Annotated in this window: 15 protein-coding genes; 5 read left to right on the forward strand and 10 right to left on the reverse strand. The window is 63.2% G+C overall.

What is annotated here, in order from left to right; genetic code table 11:
• Positions 1-44 precede the first annotated feature (44 nt).
• Complete coding sequence (locus ACMHLQ_RS08585; RefSeq protein WP_415404360.1) at positions 45-1160, reverse strand: tricarboxylate transporter; 1116 nt, start codon at positions 1158-1160, stop codon at positions 45-47.
• Positions 1161-1260: 100 nt separating this feature from the next.
• Here ACMHLQ_RS08585 and ACMHLQ_RS08590 point away from each other — a divergent pair, with 100 nt between their 5' ends.
• Both ACMHLQ_RS08590 and ACMHLQ_RS08595 read left to right on the forward strand, forming a co-directional pair.
• Positions 1261-1953, forward strand: coding sequence for a response regulator (locus ACMHLQ_RS08590; RefSeq protein ID WP_415404361.1), 693 nt, complete (start codon positions 1261-1263; stop codon positions 1951-1953).
• The gene (locus ACMHLQ_RS08595; protein WP_415404362.1) at positions 1950-3308 is read left to right on the forward strand and encodes a sensor histidine kinase; all 1359 of its coding nucleotides are present in this window, start codon (positions 1950-1952) and stop codon (positions 3306-3308) included. Before ACMHLQ_RS08590 ends, ACMHLQ_RS08595 begins: the two co-directional genes overlap by 4 nt.
• On the opposite strand, the gene ACMHLQ_RS08600 is transcribed toward ACMHLQ_RS08595, so the two are convergent.
• Both ACMHLQ_RS08600 and ACMHLQ_RS08605 read right to left on the reverse strand, forming a co-directional pair.
• Positions 3305-5092, reverse strand: a complete 1788-nt coding sequence (locus ACMHLQ_RS08600; RefSeq protein WP_415404363.1) for a gamma-glutamyltransferase family protein — start codon at positions 5090-5092, stop codon at positions 3305-3307. The two genes, ACMHLQ_RS08595 and ACMHLQ_RS08600, sit on opposite strands and share 4 nt — an antisense overlap.
• A 162-nt stretch (positions 5093-5254) precedes the next feature.
• Positions 5255-5743 (reverse strand): fasciclin domain-containing protein, encoded by a 489-nt coding sequence (locus ACMHLQ_RS08605; protein WP_415404364.1) that lies wholly within the window; start codon positions 5741-5743, stop codon positions 5255-5257.
• Positions 5744-5888: 145 nt separating this feature from the next.
• On the opposite strand from ACMHLQ_RS08605, the gene ACMHLQ_RS08610 reads away from it, so the two are divergent.
• Together ACMHLQ_RS08610 and ACMHLQ_RS08615 are read left to right on the forward strand one after the other, a co-directional pair.
• Positions 5889-6743 carry a DUF6502 family protein gene (locus ACMHLQ_RS08610; protein ID WP_415404365.1) on the forward strand — a complete coding sequence of 285 codons (855 nt, stop codon included), beginning with the start codon at positions 5889-5891 and terminating at the stop codon, positions 6741-6743.
• Complete coding sequence (locus tag ACMHLQ_RS08615; protein WP_415404366.1) at positions 6740-7711, forward strand: hypothetical protein; 972 nt, start codon at positions 6740-6742, stop codon at positions 7709-7711. Before ACMHLQ_RS08610 ends, ACMHLQ_RS08615 begins: the two co-directional genes overlap by 4 nt.
• 6 nt (positions 7712-7717) lie before the next feature.
• On the opposite strand, the gene urtE is transcribed toward ACMHLQ_RS08615, so the two are convergent.
• The 7 genes from urtE to ACMHLQ_RS08650 all read right to left on the reverse strand — a co-directional run bounded on the left by urtE (position 7718) and on the right by ACMHLQ_RS08650 (position 15447).
• Positions 7718-8425, reverse strand: a complete 708-nt coding sequence (urtE, locus tag ACMHLQ_RS08620; RefSeq protein ID WP_415404367.1) for an urea ABC transporter ATP-binding subunit UrtE — start codon at positions 8423-8425, stop codon at positions 7718-7720.
• A complete protein-coding gene (gene urtD / locus ACMHLQ_RS08625; protein ID WP_415404368.1) occupies positions 8415-9155 on the reverse strand; it encodes an urea ABC transporter ATP-binding protein UrtD in 741 nt (246 codons plus the stop codon). Before urtD ends, urtE begins: the two co-directional genes overlap by 11 nt.
• Positions 9152-10414: an urea ABC transporter permease subunit UrtC gene (urtC, locus tag ACMHLQ_RS08630; protein ID WP_415404369.1), complete on the reverse strand. Its 1263-nt coding sequence runs from the start codon at positions 10412-10414 to the stop codon at positions 9152-9154. Before urtC ends, urtD begins: the two co-directional genes overlap by 4 nt.
• Positions 10415-10417: 3 nt before the next feature.
• Positions 10418-12373: an urea ABC transporter permease subunit UrtB gene (gene urtB, locus ACMHLQ_RS08635; RefSeq protein WP_415404370.1), complete on the reverse strand. Its 1956-nt coding sequence runs from the start codon at positions 12371-12373 to the stop codon at positions 10418-10420.
• 65 nt (positions 12374-12438) lie between these two features.
• Positions 12439-13716 (reverse strand): urea ABC transporter substrate-binding protein, encoded by a 1278-nt coding sequence (gene urtA / locus ACMHLQ_RS08640; protein ID WP_415404371.1) that lies wholly within the window; start codon positions 13714-13716, stop codon positions 12439-12441.
• Between the two features lie 296 nt (positions 13717-14012).
• On the reverse strand, positions 14013-14396 hold the full coding sequence (locus tag ACMHLQ_RS08645; protein WP_415404372.1) for a hypothetical protein: 384 nt from the start codon (positions 14394-14396) through the stop codon (positions 14013-14015).
• Positions 14397-14562: 166 nt separating this feature from the next.
• A complete protein-coding gene (locus ACMHLQ_RS08650; RefSeq protein WP_415404373.1) occupies positions 14563-15447 on the reverse strand; it encodes a LysR family transcriptional regulator in 885 nt (294 codons plus the stop codon).
• A 198-nt stretch (positions 15448-15645) separates the two neighbouring features.
• Here ACMHLQ_RS08650 and ACMHLQ_RS08655 point away from each other — a divergent pair, with 198 nt between their 5' ends.
• Positions 15646-16659: a D-cysteine desulfhydrase gene (locus tag ACMHLQ_RS08655; protein WP_415405255.1), complete on the forward strand. Its 1014-nt coding sequence runs from the start codon at positions 15646-15648 to the stop codon at positions 16657-16659.
• The last annotated feature ends 35 nt before the right edge of the window (positions 16660-16694 follow it).

The raw sequence follows: 16694 nt of genomic DNA on the forward strand, positions 1-16694 counted from the left end.
GGCGGGGGGCTCGGGGTGGGCAAGCGCTGCCCACCCCCTTTGCATCACTTCAGCGACACGCCATAGCGGTCCATCAGCCAGGTGGTGACAAAGGTTTTTGCCGCATCCGGCACGGATGTCGCGCTGTTGAGCGCGCCTGTCGCTTCGTCGCCTGTCATCTGGGGATACTTGCCCAGACGCGCACCCGAGATTTCGGCAAAGTCTGCGCGGGCTTTGACCGCTTCGAACGCTGCTGTGTAGGTCACGATGGCATCACTGGATGCGCCCGCAGGCAGGAACACCATTTTCTGCGCAGGGAAGCCCGCGACAAAGAACGCTTTCCACGCATCCCATTGCTCGCCGCTGGTTTCGCAACCCTCCGTGGCTTCGCAGACCTCTTTGAACGTGGGCATGTCGGGGAAGGTCGGATCGCGCACGACGTTGCCGTCCGCATCCAGCGCGCCCCAACTCATCATCGGCACGGCTGTGCCCGCCTCGACCAGCGGTGTCACACCTTTGAGGTAGGACGAGGATGTCTGGTAGTCGATGTTGGCTTCGCCGCGTTCGAACATCAGGCGACCGTCACCGCGCCCCTTGATGCCGAACACCGGTTCGACATTCAGGCCCAGCATTTCCCATGCCAGCAGCGGCACGAGGTCAAGACGCGTCGCGCCCTGGCTGCCATAGATGAAATCGGTGTCACGCAGCGCCGAGGCATCAAGCCCGTTCATCTGACCGGCCAGATCGGGCGGCAGATAGGCGACACCGCCGGTGCCGGACGCCAGCACGACGTTCCAGTCCGTGTATTCATAGCGCACGCGCGGATCGCCCAGCAGATAGGGGAACTGGGTCGAACCGGACGAGCCAAAGATCAACGTGCCTTCACTGTCGTCATAGGACTGTTCCTGGAACCAGTTGGCCCCTTTGGTCGAGCCGGCACCGGGCATGAATTTCACCACCACCGTGGGCTGGCCGGGCAGTGCCTCGGACAACAGGGGCGCATAGAAGTTCGCCCATTTGGCCGAGCCGCCGGTTTCCGAGAACGGGATCACCCATTCGACGGTCTTGCCTGACAGGTCGATGCCGTGGCCACCGGCCATCACCTCGGTTGTGGTTGCAAAGCTGGCGGCAACAACCGCAGCTCCAAGGGCGGCCCGACGGGCCGTTTTGTGTAGTGTCATTGTCTTCCTCCCAATGTGCGCGGCCTCCTCCTCGGGGCCGCTGTCACGAATCGACGGGATTGCCCCGTCTCATAAATCGACGTTAACTGTTGAAACTTGCGTGAAGCTAACGGATGCGGAAATTTTCGTGCGGATTGCCATTGTCGAAGACAACGAAAGCGTGGCCAAGGGAATTTCCTATCGCCTTGAAGACCGCGGGCATGCGACCGATCTGATCCACGATGGCGCGATGGCTGACGTGTTTTTGCAAAGCGATTCCAATGACATCGTCATTCTGGACGTGAACCTGCCCCACCTTGACGGCCTGTCGGTCCTGCGCAACCTACGGGCCCGTGGGGACGCGCGCCCCGTGTTGCTGCTGACCGCCCGTGCCGAGGTGGAGGCACGGGTGGCGGGCCTTGATGCGGGGGCGGATGATTACCTGACCAAGCCTTTTGACATGGATGAGCTGGAAGCGCGGGTGCGTGCATTGTCGCGCCGCAGGGCCCAACCTGTCGAGACGCAGCACACCTTTGGCAGGCTGGTGTTCAACCTGCAGACCCGCAGTTTGTCGGGCGGCGGCAGCATGCTGGACCTGCCCCGGCGCGAAGTGGCCGTGATCGATGCGTTGATGACGGCCCAAGGGCGCGTCGTGGCCAAGGCCGAGCTGATCGAACAGGTCTATGGCACTGGCGCAGATGTGGAAGAAAGCGCGATCGAGGTCCATGTCTCGCGCCTGCGCAAACGCCTGCGCCCCCACGGCGTCGATATCCGCGCCCAGCGCGGGCTGGGCTACAGGTTGGTTGTGACATGAGGCGCTCCTCTCTTCGCCTGCGCCTGTTCGTCATAATTCTGGCGCCACTCCTCGCGATTTCTGTGGGCGCTGGCATCTGGCGGGTGAGCGAGGCGCGCCAGACGGCGCAGGACCTTTACGACAATGCGCTGTTGATCACGGCGCTGGCCGTGTCGCGCGATGTGGCGCTGGCCGATGGCGATCTGATCTCGCCCGAGACGCAGGATTTGCTGGCCGAAACCGCCGGGGGGCCGGTGCGCTATCACGTCTATGCGCCCGATGGTGTGTTCGTCACCGGCTATGCCGTGCCGCCCATTCCAATCGACATAGGCGCGACACAGACCGAACCCTATGCGTTCTTTGATGCCACCTATCGTGGGCGCGATGTGCGGGTCTTGCGGTTGAAATACGTGACGCAAATCGACGGGTTCTCGGGCACATTCACCGTGACGCTGTGGCAGGATCAGGGGCTGCGCCAGGCCTTTGTGGCCGCGCTGGCCTATCGCGCGCTGGCGGTGATTTCGGTGCTGATCCTCACCACGGGGCTGGTGGTCTGGTTCGGGGTCAATCTGGGCCTCAAACCACTCCTTGACCTCGAAGACGCGATCTCGCGCCGCAACCCCGAAGACCTGAGCCCGATCCGCCGCCATGTGCCGATCGAGACCAGCGGCATTGTGGAGCGTTTGAACCGGCTGTTCGGCCTTGTCAGCCAGTCGATGGAGGCGCAGGCCGCCTTTATCTCGGATGCGTCCCACCAGTTGCGCAACCCGATTGCCGGGGTGCGCGCGTTGGGCGAGGCGATCCTGACGGCGCGATCACTGGACGCCGCCAAGGAACGCGCTGGCGACCTCGTCACGGCGGCAGAGCGCGCCGGTGATCTGGCAGAGAACCTGATGACATTGGAACGCGCCCGCGCGGCAGTCGGCGATGCGACGCATCCCGTGGACATCGCGCAGATGCTGCGCAGCACGGTGGCCGATTTCGAAGGGCGCGCCGCGCGGATGGGCGTCACCCTGACGCTGACCGGTGCGCAAGAGAGGGCGGTCCTGCGCGTAGATCGCACGATGATCCAGGAAGCCGTCAAGAACCTGATCGACAATGCGTTGCTGCATGGCGGACCGGCCCTTGGCGCCGTCACCGTGGCCCTGCACCAGGGGCACGCATGGCGGATCACGGTCGCGGATGACGGCCAGGGCGTGCCTGCCGACGATTTCCCAAAGATCCTGGCGCGGTTCGGGCAGGCAGATCCAAGCGATGGTAGCGGCCTTGGCCTGTCCATCGCCGAAGCCGTGGCACGCAGGCATGGCGGCGCGCTGACGCTGGACGCGGTGCCCAAAGGGTTCAGCGCGTCGATGCGCCTGCCGCGCAGCGCCTAGCGGCCCATCGCATAGGCCTGCATCAGGCGCGGCGTGGCCGCGGCCCTGAGCACCCCGTCAGGCATCCGCATCGCTGCCGTCAACCGGCCCACGGTCCAGGGCGCGGCGACCTCTAGCGCATGTCCCTTGTCCCGCAGTGCATTCAGGGTGTCCTCGGCAAAATGCGGTTCGGCCATCAGATGACCGGGGCGGATGTCGCGCGGATAGAAGCTGGCTTGGAGGTGTGCCGTGTGGAACAGTGGCGCGTCGATGGCCTCTTGCAGGTTCATCCCGTGATGGGCAAGGCGCAGGAAGAAGGCGAGTTGCCACTGATCCTGCTGATCCCCGCCCGGCGTGCCAAAGGCCAGCGCCCGCCCGTCTTCATGCAGCGCCAGTGACGGCGACAGGGTGGTGCGCGGGCGACGACCCGGGGCCAGGGATGTGGGCAACCCCTCGGTCAGCCAGAACATCTGGGCGCGGGTGTTCAGGGGCACGCCCAGCCCCGGCACGACGGGATTGGATTGCAACCAGCCGCCCGATGGCGTGGCAGAGACCATGTTGCCCCATTGATCGACCACGTCGATATGCACCGTGTCGCCCTTGCGGTTGGTCAGGTGCGCCATTGTCGGCTCGCCACCGCCCACGCCCTTTGCCTGCGGTGCCACGCGGGTCGTGCGGGTGTGATAGGCGTCGACCTGGGCCTCGTATCCGGGGATCACGCCGGGGCGGTGATCATGCGTGGCGGTTTCGGTGATGTCTGCGCGATGCGCATCGGCATGGGCCTGTGACAGCAGCGTCTCCAGCGGCACCTCGGCATGATCAGGGTCGCCATAGTAGGCTTCGCGGTCTGCAAAGGCGCGTTTGAGCGCCTCGGTCGTCAGATGCACAAAGTCGGCGCCGTTCGGGTCCATGTCGCCCACGGGATCGTTGCGCAGCATCTGCAAACATTGCAGCAGCGCTGGCCCCTGGCTCCACGGCCCGCATTTGAAGACCTCCCAACCGTGGTGATCCACGCTGATCGCGGGTTCATATGTGGCGCGCCAGTTGGCCATGTCTTGCCCGCTCAGCACGCCCTTGCGCCGTTCGCCCGTGCCGTCCATGACGCAGGCCTCTGCCATGTAGTCGTCGATGGCTTGCGCCACAAACCCGCTGGCAAAAGCGCGCCGCGCCGCCTCGATCTCGGCCACGCGGCCTGTGGCACGTTCGGCCTCTTGCAACAGACGTTCCCAAAAGGCGGCGAGGTCCGGGTTGGCAAAGAGCGCGCCAGCCTGCGGTGCCTGCCCCCCGGGTGTCCAAACCGATGCCGATGTCGGCCATTCCTTGGCGAAAAAGGCGGCCTGCCCTGCAATCGTGTCCGCAACCCGTGGCAAGAGCGGATGGCCCGCCCTCGCATAATGGATCGCGGGTTCGAGCACGTCGCGCAGGCGCAGGCGCCCGTGATCGCGCAGCATCAGCATCCAGGCGTCAAAGGCGCCGGGCACCACCGTTGCCAGCAGGCCTGATCCTGGGATCATCTCCAGCCCTTCGCCGCGGTAGTGATCGAGTGTTGCGCGAGCCGGGGCGACACCCTGCCCGCAGACCACCACAGGTGTCTCGCCCGCCACGCGGATCAGCGCGGGCATGTCGCCCAGGGGGCCGTTCAAATGCGGCTCGACAACGTTGAGGACAAAGCCCATGCCTGCCGCCGCATCAAAGGCTGATCCGCCCGCCTCCAGCAGCTTTAACCCCACCGCAGAGGCCAGCCAATGGGTGCAGGTCACCATGCCAAAGGTGCCGGAGAGTTCGGGGCGGGTGGTGAAGGTCATCGGGTACACTCGGGTGTGGGGGTCACCCGCCATGTGTCGCCCGGACAGGGAAAAGATGCAAAATCAAAAAGGTTGCGGCGGGCCACTTGGGGGTGGGCCCGCCGCGCTCGGATCACGGCAGACGGGACAGCAGGCCCGCCGGTCCGAGAGTGTGGGTGCCAATCAGGGCAGCAAAACGCTGTCGATCACATGGATCACACCGTTCGAGGTCAGAATGTCTGCCTGCGTCACGTTTGATTTCTCGACCTTCACGCCATTGCGCCCGTCGATGTGGACGTTCTTGCCGTTCACCGTCGCCACGCTCAGGCGTTTGCCCGCCAGATCAGCAGCCAGCGTCTGACCGGGCAGCACGTGATAGGTCAGGATGGCGGTCAGCTGGTCCTTGTTTTCGGGCTTGAGCAGGTTTTCGACCGTGCCCGCGGGCAGCTTGGCAAAGGCCGCATCGGTTGGGGCAAAGACGGTGAAGGGCCCGGGGCTTTTCAGCGTGTCGACCAGATCGGCCGCCTGTACGGCTGCAACGAGCGTAGTGAACGACCCGGCGGCGACGGCGGTGTCGACGATATCGGGCTGCGTGGTCATCTCGGCGCAGGCGCCAAGGGCGGCAAGAGTGGCACCTGCCACGGACATCTGGATGAAGGAACGGCGTTTCATAATCTGGTCTCCTGTTCAGTTCGGGCGCTGCTGGCCGTCGCAATTTGTCAGTGGGAATATTTCCCACAAGCGCCAAAGTGACGCAGCGCGCGTGCATTTCAAGGATTTGCGTGGAAAAAATTTCCACGGCTCGTATTGTGCGGTTATGGCAAAGACGGATCAGACAGGCGGATCGGACGCATTTCAGCGTGTTCTCAGGGGGCTCCTGCGCCCCCTCGTGCGCACGATGATTGCGCATGGGCTGACAGCGCCGGTGATCTACGGCCTGCTCAAGCGTGTCTTTGTCGAGGTGGCCGAGGAATCCTTTCGCCTCGACAACAAGCCGCTGACGGACAGCCGCATTGCGATGCTGACCGGTGTGCACCGCAAGGACATCCGCACGATCCGCGCTGAGGAAGACGGCAGCCCGGCGCAGGCCCGGCGCAAAAGCGCGCTGCTGGCGACCGTGATTGGCCAATGGATGACGCATCCGGATTTCGCCGACGGATCCGGCGCACCAATGTCCCTGCCCCGCGCCGCCGAAGGCACTCCGAGCTTTGAGGCGCTGGTGCAATCAGTGAGCAAGGACGTGCGCCCGCGCACCGTGCTGGACGAGTTGAACCGCGCTGGCCTGATCGACACGGGCGATGACGGTATGCTGCACCTACGGGCCGAGGCGGTTGTGGGCACGGCGACCCCCTCGGACAAGGAGGTCTTTTTCGGCGCCAATGTCGGGGACCATCTGGCCGCAGCGACCGAGAACCTGTTGTCGGACACGCCGCCCTTCTTTGAACGATCGGTATTTTACAACCAGTTGAGCAGTGACAGTGTGGATGCGGTCGAGGCCGCGGCCCGCGCGCAGTCCCAGGCGTTGCTCGAAGACCTCAACCGCCAGAGCAGCGCGTTGCACCGCAAGGATGGCGAGAGCGCGGGCCCACGCCAACGCTACCGCCTTGGCATATACTTTTACCGCGAGGATACCGATCCCGCATCAGACGCACAAAGGCCCGAAGACACGTGACACGTATGAACCGACGCCACACCCTTGGCCTATTGGGCGCCACCGCGATTGCGGGCTGTGCCCCCGGCATTCCCGTGGCCCAACTGGGTGAGGACCCGTTCGAGGGTGGCATCGGCGGCACCGGCATTGTTGGCGTGATGACCGGAACCGGCAGCGTGCTGGTCAACGGGCTGCGCGTCGAGCTTCCCTCCGCCACCCGCATCTTTGCGAACGGGCGACGCGTGGGCGATAGCGCGCTGGTGCCCGGCATGGCGCTCAGCATCGTTGCGCGCACCCGCGCCGACCGGTTCGAGGCGCAGCGCATCGATATGGACGCCCCCTTGATCGGTGTGTTGCAGCGCCATGGCGGCGGCTATGCGATCAACGGCACCGGGTTGAGCCTGGATGGCGTTGCCGCTGCGCGTCTTGTGGGTCACCGGGTGCTGGGCAGCGGTGTCTGGCAGGCCGATGGCCGGTTGCGCACCAGCCTCTTGTCTGCCGCACCGGATGGTCCTGACAGCGTGTCCGGGGTTCTGGTCGGGTCGGCGGCGCAAGGCTGGCAGATCGGGCAGACGCCCTTGCGCACCACAGCCGCCAATCGCCTGACAGCCGGGCAGTTTGCCGTGGCCAACGGGCGTTTTGCTGACGGCGTGCTGGCGGCTGACACGGTGCAAATGGGCCGCTTCCGCGAAGGCGGGGGCACGTTGCGGCAATTGTCGGTCGAGGGCTATCTGGAACCCATCAGCACGGCACCGGGTTTCCGGGTGTCCGGCCTTGGCCACAGCTTTGACCAGCGCCTTGCACTGGACCCGTTCGCCGCGCAACGCGCAGTCTATTTCGGCCCCTATGACGGGCGGTTCCGCGCCCGCCGGGCCGTTCTGCTGCCCGAAGCGCAGATACAGCGGCGCGCCTTGTTGCAGCCCGATGATGGTGCAAAGTTCGCAGAAGGTTTGACAGGCCCTGCGGCACGCGCCGTGGGCACCACCTAAGCGCGTCTAGACCGAAACGGCTGCCAGCAAAGTGTCGCGCGGAATATCCCCTGCGCGCCCGCGCAGTTTCTCCGCACCCCGTTCCAGCACGAGGAACTGATCCCCCAACTCGCGGGCGAAATCAAAATACTGCTCGACCAGCACAATCGCCATGTCACCGCGTGCGCGCAGTTGTGAAATCACGCGCCCGATCTGCTGGATAATGTTGGGCTGGATGCCCTCGGTCGGTTCATCCAGCAACAGGAGTTTGGGCCGGGTGACAAGCGCGCGGGCGATGGCCAGTTGCTGCTGCTGCCCGCCTGAAAGGTCCCCGCCACGGCGGCTCAGAAACTCCTTGAGGATGGGGAACAGATCGAAAATCTCGTCCGGCACCGTGCGGTCACTGCGTGGCAGGCAGGCAAAGCCGGTTTCAAGGTTTTCGCGCACCGTCAGGAACGGAAAAATCTCGCGCCCCTGAGGCACATAGGCGACGCCCTGTTGTGCCAACGCATGGGCACTGGCGCGCCCGATCTCGACCCCGTCCAGATGGTAGGAGCCGCCCGAGCGGGGATGCGTGCCCGAGATCGCCTTGAGCAGGCTGGTCTTGCCCACGCCATTGGTGCCCATCACGCAGGTCACTTCGCCCCGCTTGGCGGTGACATTGACCCGGTTGAGGATCTGGCTGCCGCCATAGTGCAGCGTCAGATCGCTGATCTGCAGGACTTCATCGGCCAAGATACACCTCGATCACTTTCTCATCCGCCGTCACGTGGTCCAGCGACCCTTCGGCCAGCACGGACCCTTCGTGCAGCACGGTCACCTTGCAGTTCAGGCGGCGCACGAATTCCATGTCATGTTCCACCACCACAACCGCGCGCGTCTTGGCCGCCTCGACCAGAATGTCGGTCGTGTGTTCGCGTTCTGCAGGGGTCATCCCCGCGGCGGGTTCGTCCACCAGCAACAGGCGCGGGTCCTGTGCCAGCAACATGCCGATCTCGAGCCACTGTTTTTGCCCATGGCTGAGTTCGCCCGCCTTGCGGTGCAGCTGGTCAGTCAATCCGATCTCATCCGCCAACCGTGCCACCGCGGCATGATCCTCGCGTGCGGGGCGAAAGCGGAGCACGGCCCAGGGGCTGCGATCCTTTTTCAGCGCCATCATCAGGTTGTCGGTCACCGACTGGTCCTCGAACACCGTCGGGCGCTGAAACTTGCGCCCGATGCCCGCCTGCGCGATCTGGCTTTCGGACATGGAGAGGAGCGACACGGACTTTTCGCCAAAAATCGCGCGGCCCTCGTCCGGTTTCGTTTTACCCGTTATGATGTCCATGAAGGTTGTCTTGCCTGCCCCGTTGGGGCCGATCACGGCGCGCAATTCAGGCTCGCCGATCTGGAAGGACAGGTTGTTGATCGCCTTGAACCCGTCAAAAGACTTTGACACGCCGGAGACTTCGAGAAGGGTGCTCATTTATCTGCCTCCCTTTCGCGCAAGGACCCTGCATCGGGGCCGAGGTCCGCACCGTGGCGGTTCGGGCCGGGCATCAGATCAATCAGCCCACCGATGCCCTTGGGCGCAAAGAGCGTCACCACAACAAAGGAAAAGCCCAGCAGGACGGTCCACCAATCCACCCAGGAGATCGTGTAGAAGCCGAGGTTCACATCCGGCGCCTGCCCGCCTGTGAACCATGTGGAGACAAGGGAGACAAAGGCCGCCCCGATCACCGCACCGTAAAGCCGCCCGCGCCCGCCGATGGCGACCCAGACCGCAAGGTAGATCGAGGCGATGGGGGCAATCTCCGCCGGATTGATGATGCCCGCCTGTGGGTAGTAGAGCGCGCCGGCAACGGCCGCGATGACCGCCGTGAGGGTGAAAACGGTCAGCTTGTAGGCCTCGACCGAATAGCCCAGAAAGCGCACGCGCGCCTCGTCATCGCGAATGGCACGGATGACGGAGCCGAACTTGCCCGACACCACCCAGGCACAGAGCAGATAGCCAAGGCCCAGCGCCACTGCGGAGGCCCATAGGAACCAGATCGACACGGTTGATTGCGGCACATCGCCAAGGCCGGGCAGGTTTTGCAGGCCGGAGAGCCCGTTATTGCCGCGCAGCCCACTGTCGTTCTGGAACAGGTAGAGGGCGAGGGCCAGTGTCATCGCCTGTGTCAGGATCGAGAGGTACACACCCGTCACCCGGCTGCGGAAGGCGAGCCAACCAAAGATCAGCGCCAACAGGCCCGGCACGATCACCACGGCGGCCAGTTGCAGGGGCAGCGAATGGGCAACGGCCCAGATGGGCGGGAATTCGGAAGCGCCGACAACGCCGAAGATCTGCGTGGCGATGCCTTGCGATATCTCTCCGGCCGTGGGGGGCAGCGGGGCAGCCGCAAGGCTTTGCACCACGATGATTTCGGTGCGCGCATACATCAGCCACATGCCGATGGCGTAACCGCCGATGCCGAAAAACGCCATGTGCCCGAGGCTGAGGATGCCGCAATAGCCCCAGACGAGATCCATGGCGAGCGCGACGAGGCAGAGGCACAGCGTCTTGCCCAGCGTCTTGACAAAGCTGGTCGAGATGACGCCGATCCCGAACCCTTCGGACAGCACCGTGACGCCAAGCGTGAACAGCGCGAGGCAGGCGATGAAGATCAGCACCGAGGGGTGGCGCGCGATGAAAGGGCGGGGTTTTTGTGCATATTTGGGGAACAATGAAGCTGTATCGGTCATGCCCTACGCCTCCGCCGCGCGGCCCTTGAGGGCGATGATGCCCCGGGGGCGGAACTGGATGAACAGGATGATAAACAGGATCATGTAGGTTTGCGCCGCCAGCGTGTTGGACGGGTTCAGCCACTCGATCCCCTTTTGCAGGAAGCCGACCATGGTGGCGCCCAGCAGCGTGCCCCAGATGTTGCCGACCCCGCCCACGACCACGGTCATGAAGGATTGAACGATGTAGTCGGCGCCCATTTCCGAGGTGACCTTGGCATAGAGCCCGATGGCAACACCTGCGATGCCTGCGATGCCCGAGCCGAAGCCGAAGGTCAGCATATTGATCCGATCCGGGTTGATGCCCATGGAGGCGGCCATGCGCGGGTTCTGTGTGACGGCCCGCACCTCGAGCCCCAGCCGGGTGCGGTTCATCACGATCAGGAACACGGCCAGGAAGATGAGGGCGAGGATGAAGATCGCGATGCGGATATAGCTGATCGCCACGATGTCGTTGATCACCATGGACCCGTCGAGCCAACCCGGCGCCGTCAGCGGGCGGGCCTGGGTGCCAAATATATTCTTCGCCAGTTGTTGCAGCGCAATGGACACACCGAACGTGGCCAGCAAGGTTTCCAGCGGGCGGTGGTAGAGCCAGCGGATCACCAACCGCTCCATCGCGACACCGGCGGCGAAGGTCACCATGAACGCCAGTGGGATCGCGAGCAGGATCGACAGGGTGTGATCGGGCACGAAGAGTTGCACGACATAGCCCGTATAGGCGCCCATCATGATGAATTCGCCGTGCGCCATGTTTATGACGCCCATGACGCCGAAGGTGATGGCAAGGCCAATCGCGGCGAGGAAATAGATCGAGGCGAGCGATACACCATCAAGTACCAGATCCGCCGTCTGGTTCAGCGCGACGCTGGTTTCGATGCCTGACAGCACGTCCTGCGCGGCGATGGCGACATTGGGCGGGGCCCCGATGAACACCTCGAAGAATTGGAATGCCGCGAGGGAGGCGTCGATCTCTTCCACGGTGGCGGCGGGTTCGGCCAAGCCTTGTTCGACCAGCGTGGCAAAGGCGGCATTCCGGGCGCTGTCGGTGGAGAGGGTGGCGACCTGCACGCCCGCCACGGCACCGCCGTCGATGTTGCGGATCAGCGCCTCGCGCACCTCGCTGGGCGGGATCAGGGGCGGTGCCAGATCGTTGCGCACCAGCAGCGCGTAGGCGTCGACCTTGGGCAGTGCGTCATCGCCCGGTTCAAGAACGCGCACGACCTCTGGTGATTGAGGGACGGCCTCGGCCACTTCGATCCGTGTGGCGACCAGCGGGTTCAGCGCGGCGCGCGCATCCACGCCCAGATCACCCTTGAAGAACGCAATCGCATCGATGCGTTCGCTATCGTCGGCACCGAACGCGATCGTCAACAGACGCTCTTGCCGGGTCATGAGGGCGGCCAGCGCGGGGCTCGGCTCTGTCGCGATCACATCGCGCAGGGCGCCCAGATGGCTTTCCTTGGGGTCGCGGGCAATCGCATCGAGCGCAAGGCGGCGAATGGCGGGGCTGTCATCGGTCAGCTGGAATTTGACCAGCGAGGCAGCGATCAGGCCGCGCACACCACTGTTGGGTTTGAGCTGCTTGTAGCCCTTGTCCTCGACCTCTCCGATCTCGGCCCCATCGGCCACGTCAAAGATGCGGATCGTGTCGCGGTCGATCTCTTCGGCAAAGACGAACAGACCCGTTTCTTTTTCCTGCCACACCTCTTTGGCCTGCCAGCGTTCCATCACGTCCTGCGCGGCGGGCAAGCCACTGGCGGTCAGTGCGTCAATCGCGGGCTGGATGGTGCGGCGCGAGGCCTTGGCGATCTCATCGCCATGGGTCTGCATCAATTGCTGGATGGGGGCGTCGGCGTTCTGGGCAGCCGCAGGCAGGGCGCACATCACGCACCAGATCATAAACAGCAATCGTCGCATGCGCACGTGTTCCTTGATGGACCGGAGGGCAGCGCGCCGCCCCCCGGAGTGTCATTTGAGAGTGATCAGTAGTTCGACTTGATCTGCACGCAGGTGCTGGTTTCGGTGTTGTACATACCGCAACCCAGTTCTTTCCAATCGGACTTGAGCACAGCCGATTCCGGCAGGAAGTCGGTCCAGGCATCGCCCGGCACTTCGGCTGTCTGGCTGATGATGTCGAACTGCCCGTCTTCCTGGATTTCGCCGATCAGGACCGGCTTGGCCAGGTGGTGGTTGGGCAGCATGACGGCCGTGCCGCCCGTCAGGTTCGGGAATTCCTGACCATACATTGCGTCGCGCACCGCATCGACATCTGTCGTGCCTGCCGCAGTGGCCGCGTTCACCCACATGTTGAAGCCGATATAGTGGGCCTCCATCGGGTCGTTGGTCACGCGCTCTTCACCCATGCGGGCTTTCCACGCTTCGACCCATGCGTCGTTGGCATCGGATTCGGCGGATTGGAAATAGTTCCATGCGGCGAGGTGCCCGACGAGGTTGGAGGTGTCGAGACCGGCAAGTTCTTCCTCACCGACCGAGAAGGCGACGACGGGGATGTCATCGGCAGAGATACCGGCAGCGGCCAGTTCCTTGTAGAAACCCACGTTGGCGTCGCCGTTGATGGTCGAAATCACGCCGACTTTCTTGCCGTCTGCGCCCAGCGCGACAACGTCGGCGACGATTTTGGACCAGTCAGAGTGGCCAAAGGGTGTGTAATTCACAAAGATGTCTTCGCCCGCGATGCCCTTGTCCTTCAGATAGGCCTCGAGGATGTTGTTCGTGGTCCGGGGATAGACATAGTCGGTGCCCAGCAGCGCGAATTTCTCGACACCCAGTTCCTCGAGGAAGTAGTCGGTGGCCGGGATCGCCTGCTGGTTGGGCGCGGCGCCGGTGTAGAAGACGTTTTTGGAGGATTCTTCACCCTCGTATTGCACAGGGTAGAACAGAAGGCCGTTCAGTTCCTCGATCACGGGCAGCACGGATTTGCGCGACACGGATGTCCAGTTGCCGAAAATCACGTCAACCTCGTGCACGGTCAGCAGCTCGCGCGCCTTTTCCGCGAACAGTGGCCAGTCGGAGGCGGGGTCGACAACCACGGCTTCGAGCTCGCAGCCCAGCACGCCGCCAGCGGCGTTTTGCTGTTCGACCAGCATTTCCATAGTGTCTTTGAGCGTGGTTTCAGAGATCGCCATCGTGCCAGACAGCGAGTGCAGCACGCCGACCTTGATGGGGGCGTCGCAGGCCAGTGCGGGCAGAGCGGTGCCCATCAAAATAGCCGCGGTTGTACCGAGAAGGGATTTTTTCATTGCGTTTCCTCTAGCGCATCACACCAGGGGCATTGCGAAACAGGCAGACACGCCTCATATCACCCCCGGCACATTCATGTTGCCACGTGCGGTGGTGTTCAGGTTTCCAGGCCAACACTGCCGCACATCCAAACAGCCCCTGTCGGGCCGCTCGGGCATTTATGAAGGTCGTGTTGCGGGGGCCGAGTCCGGTCTGCCTGTTTGTTGTGCTAACAACAGCCCATGATTGTTTTTTGGGCAGGTTTCGCGGTGTGTGCGCAATAAATCAGCGATAAAATCGCACTGATGCGCAGTAATCAGCCGTCGAGCAGCAAGTTTTGGCAATCTTGGACCCGCACCATCGCCTGCCGCTTTGCCATCCGCGCCAGCTTGGGATCCGTGCCGAAGACGGCCGTGGTCAACATGGCGGAATGCGCCATCTTGGCGTCGATCCGCATGTTCAGGGTCTCGCGGGCCTGATCGCGCGGCATGATGGCCTGAAGGATAGAGACAAATTGCAGCCGCTGCGCCTCAAGCACCTCGGCGCGGTCGTCGTTCATCAGCCACGCATGTTCCATTTCAGCAGAGATGCGACCGGCACAGCCTGCAAACAAACGCAACAGCGCGTCGTCAGCGAATGCGGGGCCCGGCAGGCACAAGATGATCAGGGCGCGCAGTATTTGCGTCCTTTTTCTGCTCATAAATTAATCTATGCAGCATATTTTGCGCCGCGCAAGCGTGCAGTTTGAAAACTTTTAGCCGCCGCCATGTCATTGCCTGCGCGGTTGATCGCAGAACACCGTGCGGGCCAGCTTGGGCAAAGCGCCTGAATTTCAGATAGTTATACGGCGCTGATCAGGGGCGGCTCTACTTGGCCCAGACATCCAGCAGCGACAGCGACATCGCATCTTTCGTGTCGGCGTAGATCGCCACGTCGAGCGGTTCTTGACCGAACCGGTTGGCAAGAGAGATCAGTTCGCCACTCTCGATCTCGCGATGCGCCATGCTGTAGGGCAGCCACCCCACCCCAAGGCCCCGCAACACGAGTTCCCGGATGCCGCTGGAAAACGCCGTTTCGCAGGTGGGGTTGCCGCTGAAGCCCTGTGTGCCGAACATGCGTTCGCCCTTGCGCAGGACCTCTGCAAAGTAGCTGTTGTCGGGATAGACAATGGCAGGTGTGTCGGCCGGCACGTCCCCGTTGTCCTTGACCGCATAGCGCAGCGGCCCACCGACCACCGGCACAAGATAGTCGATGCCCCAAAGTGCGCGCCGGATACCCGGCCCGAACTGCAACGTCCCTGCGTTTTCGGATTCGTAGCACAGCAGCATGCTGGTATCGCCGCGCAGGAACATCGACACGCAGTCCCGCAAATTGCCCGCCCGCAGCCTGAACCGCAACGACGGCAGATCGCGCTTGGCCCGCAGCGCCATGTCGGGAAAGGTGGAAAACACCGGGGCGTGTTGTGCCGCGATGGAAACGGTCGAACTGGCAGCATCGAAATGCACAATTTTTGCGCGCAGATCCCGGATACGAGTGACCAAGGCCCGGATCTCTGCCTCGTTGGAAAACAGCGCGTCGCTGATATCAACGCGATTGGTGCCCCGGTCGAGAACACGCACCCCAAGCCAATCCTCGAAACTGCGAATGCGCCTTGAAAACGCAGGCTGGGTTATGTTTCGCCGGGCAGCAGCGCGGGTCATGTTGCGCTCTTCCAGCAACACCAACACATCGTCCAACCACTGCATATCCATGCGCAACACCCCTCTTTGCCCAAAGCAACGGTATGAGCGGCCCAACAAAAAAGCACTATTTTTCCGCCATGCACTTAGCGAAGCTTGTGGCCGACTCAGAGCGGAGGACCATGGGGCGTGACCGAAACCGATCAGATCGCTGAGCGCGATGCATCCAACTCACCGGAATTGACCGCCAGCCTCTGCAAGGAGCTGTCGATTGCCCTTGCAAAATTTCCCAAGGTGCGGCTGGGCCACCTGCCGACCCCGCTGGAGCCGATGGACCGGCTGAGCGAAATCCTTGGCGGGCCGCGTTTGTGGGTCAAACGGGATGACTGCACCGGGCTGTCGTCGGGCGGGAACAAGACCCGCAAGCTGGAATACCTGATGGCCGACGCCCAGCAACAGGGGGCGGATACGATCATCACGCAAGGTGCAACGCAATCCAACCACGCCCGACAAACCACGGCGGCGGCGGCGAAACTCGGCATGGCCTGTCACATCCTGCTGGAGGATCGCACGGGGTCGAACGATCCCAACTACATCATGAATGGCAATGTGCTGCTTGACCGTCTGCATGGCGCGAGCGTGTCCAAACGCAACGGCGGCACCGACATGAATGCCGAGATGGAGGCGCTGGCCGAAACCCTCATCCAGGATGGCAAGACACCCTATATCATCCCCGGCGGCGGCTCGAACCCGATCGGGGCCTTGGGATACGTGAATTGCGCCCGCGAACTGGCGGAACAGGCGGCACAGACGGGTTTGACGATTGACGCGCTAGTGCACGCGACGGGCAGTTCGGGCACCCAAGCCGGACTGGTCGCAGGCCTGGCCGCGATCCAGAGCGATATCCACCTGCTGGGCATCGGAGTCCGCGCGCCACAAGACAAACAGGAACAGATGGTCTTTGACCTGGCCCAGCGCACGGCAGACTACATGGGCACCGGATTGCACATCGCGCGCAGCGATGTGCGGGCCAATTGCGACTATGTCGGGCCGGGTTACGGCCTGCCGACGGATGGCATGATCGAAGCCGTCAAACTGCTGGCACAGACCGAGGGGCTTTTGTTTGATCCCGTCTATTCCGGCAAGGGCCTTGATGGGTTGATCGATCAAATCCGCAAAGGCTACTTTGACGGAATGGACAACGTGGTGTTTCTTCATACCGGCGGGAGCGCGGCACTTTTTGGATACACAGACACGTTTGGCCTGCCCGGATATACGGAATAACAAACAAAAAAAGCACTTCAACAAGGAGACTAGGA

It is taken from the genome of Tateyamaria algicola (assembly GCF_047715485.1).
GTDB lineage: Bacteria > Pseudomonadota > Alphaproteobacteria > Rhodobacterales > Rhodobacteraceae > Tateyamaria.